The sequence below is a fragment of the Actinoallomurus acaciae genome (assembly GCF_042429965.1).
Taxonomy (GTDB): Bacteria; Actinomycetota; Actinomycetes; order Streptosporangiales; family Streptosporangiaceae; genus Actinoallomurus; species Actinoallomurus acaciae.
Genome location: NZ_JBHLZP010000924.1, coordinates 1 through 1,858 on the forward strand (window position 1 = coordinate 1; position 1,858 = coordinate 1,858).

Annotated in this window: 3 protein-coding genes and 1 pseudogene; all 4 read right to left on the reverse strand. The window is 73.0% G+C overall.

Annotation, left to right across the window (positions count from 1 at the left end; translation table 11 throughout):
* Positions 1-652, reverse strand: a 652-nt coding sequence (locus ACFFNX_RS48955; protein WP_378213318.1) for a glycosyltransferase family 4 protein, incomplete at its 3' end; no start/stop codon positions are given.
* Positions 649-1,425, reverse strand: coding sequence for a glycosyltransferase (locus ACFFNX_RS48960; protein ID WP_378213319.1), 777 nt, complete (start codon positions 1,423-1,425; stop codon positions 649-651). The genes ACFFNX_RS48955 and ACFFNX_RS48960, both read right to left, overlap by 4 nt.
* Before the next feature lie 3 nt (positions 1,426-1,428).
* The gene (locus ACFFNX_RS48965; protein WP_378213321.1) at positions 1,429-1,563 is read right to left on the reverse strand and encodes a hypothetical protein; all 135 of its coding nucleotides are present in this window, start codon (positions 1,561-1,563) and stop codon (positions 1,429-1,431) included.
* Positions 1,560-1,858, reverse strand: a pseudogene (locus ACFFNX_RS48970) (hypothetical protein); the annotation flags it as partial. The pseudogene ACFFNX_RS48970 and the gene ACFFNX_RS48965, both read right to left, overlap by 4 nt.

Genomic DNA, 1,858 nt, shown 5'->3' on the forward strand with positions numbered 1-1,858 from the left:
GTTCGGCCAGATCGAGGAGGCGGCCCAGCCGTTTGTGCGGCACGAGGCGGCTGACGCAGACCAGCCCGGCGTCCTCGCCTGGCGCGGGCGGCGACGCGGGCGGGACGACGCCGTTGGGCACGACGTACACCGGGCCGGTCCAGCCGAGACGCTCGCGCATGGCCGCGACCGTGGACGGCGAGACGGCGACGCAGGCGTGGCGCCGGTACGCGCGGCGGGCCACCGGGCCCTCCAGAAGCCGCCCGACCCTGGCCGCCCAGCCGGGGAAGTGCATGCCGAACTGCTCGTCGTGCACGTGATGGACGACGCAGAACACCGGCACGCCGCGCGGCAGCACCCACGGGGTGAAGAACGGGATGCCGTTCTGGCAGTCGAGCACGGCGTCCCAGGACCGGCGCCGCGCCAGCATCCACGCGAGCACCAGCGGATAGATGGTGAACCGGCCGCCGAGGCGTACGATCCGGACGCCCTCGACCGTCTCCCGGCGGGCCTGCCCGCGTGCCCGGCCCGTCACGTAGTCGACCCGCCTGCCGTCCGCGGCGAACCGCCGGGCCAGCTCCCAGGCGTAGCGTTCGGCGCCGCCCGCCGCCGGGTGCCACGGATCGCGCCAGTTCACGACCGCGACGCTGTTCCGGTTCTTCGCCCGTCTCATCCGGCGTGGAGTTCGTCGGCGACCGGGACCATCGGCGGTGCGGCCACGGTCCGGCGCGCCGCCGCGCGGACGCGGAGCAGGTCCCGCAGGCAGCCTGCCGCGTGCCGGGTGATCGAGAACGTCGATCCGGGCATGTCACGCCAGGTCACCGGGATCTCGGTGATGGCGGCGCCGCGCCGGCGGCAGTTCACCAGCAGCTCGACGTCGAAGGCGAACCCGGCCGTGCGCAGCTCCCCGGCGGCGGCCCGGGCCAGCGGCCCGGCGAAGAACTTGAAGCCGCACTGGGTGTCGGTGACGCCGCCGGTGATGTCACGGCAGAGCCGGTTGAAGGTGAGGGCGCCGACGCGGCGAAGCGGGCGACCGTAGATCTCCACGTCCGACTCGGGATGGCGGCGGGACCCGATGATCACCTGGGCGCCGGCGCGGAGCATGGCGAGCACGTCCGGGAGGACGTCCGGCCCGGTGGCCATGTCGGCGTCGCAGAAGCCGGTGTACGGCGCGGTGGTGGCGAGCAGCCCGGCCCGTACCGCCGCGCCCTTGCCGGGCCGGGGGCAGCGCAGGAGACGCACCGGCACCGGCCCGGACCACCGGCGGGCGATCTCGGCGGTGGCATCGGTACTGGCGCTGTCCACGACGGTGATGGTGGCCAGCACGGGGAGCTCGGAGAGGACGCCGGACAGGGTCGCCAGACCGTCGGCGAGCCGCGCCGCCTCGTTCCTCGCCGGGATGACGACGTCCAGCGCTCCCTCACCGGACCGGTCGCGTGGACCCACCGGTCACCGCGTGCCGTAGTTGTACAGCGGCTTGGCGACCGGATCCTTCTCGGACGTCGTGACGACCCGTACGACCCCGAACGAGGTCAGCAGGGCGAGGACGGCTCCGGCGAGCACGGCGGCGGCGATCCGCATCATGACTCCTTCGGAAGTGATCGTTTTTCGAGGTTACTAGTCGGTACTCGCACAGACCAGATAAATGTCGCAAATGTAATAAACCACGCAATGTAGACCGGCAATCGCGGAATGTGGGCCGAATTCGCCGGAACGGAAGCGGGGAGGCGGTACAGCGTGAGGTCCGGGCCCGCGACGAGGCGTTCGGCCCCGGCGAGCCGGCCGTCCGGGGCTCCGGCGTCGACGGCGACATACTTCACGCCGTGCGCGGCCAGCGGCGCGGTCAACGGTGCGCCGGAGCGCACGAGCGCGTCGGCCA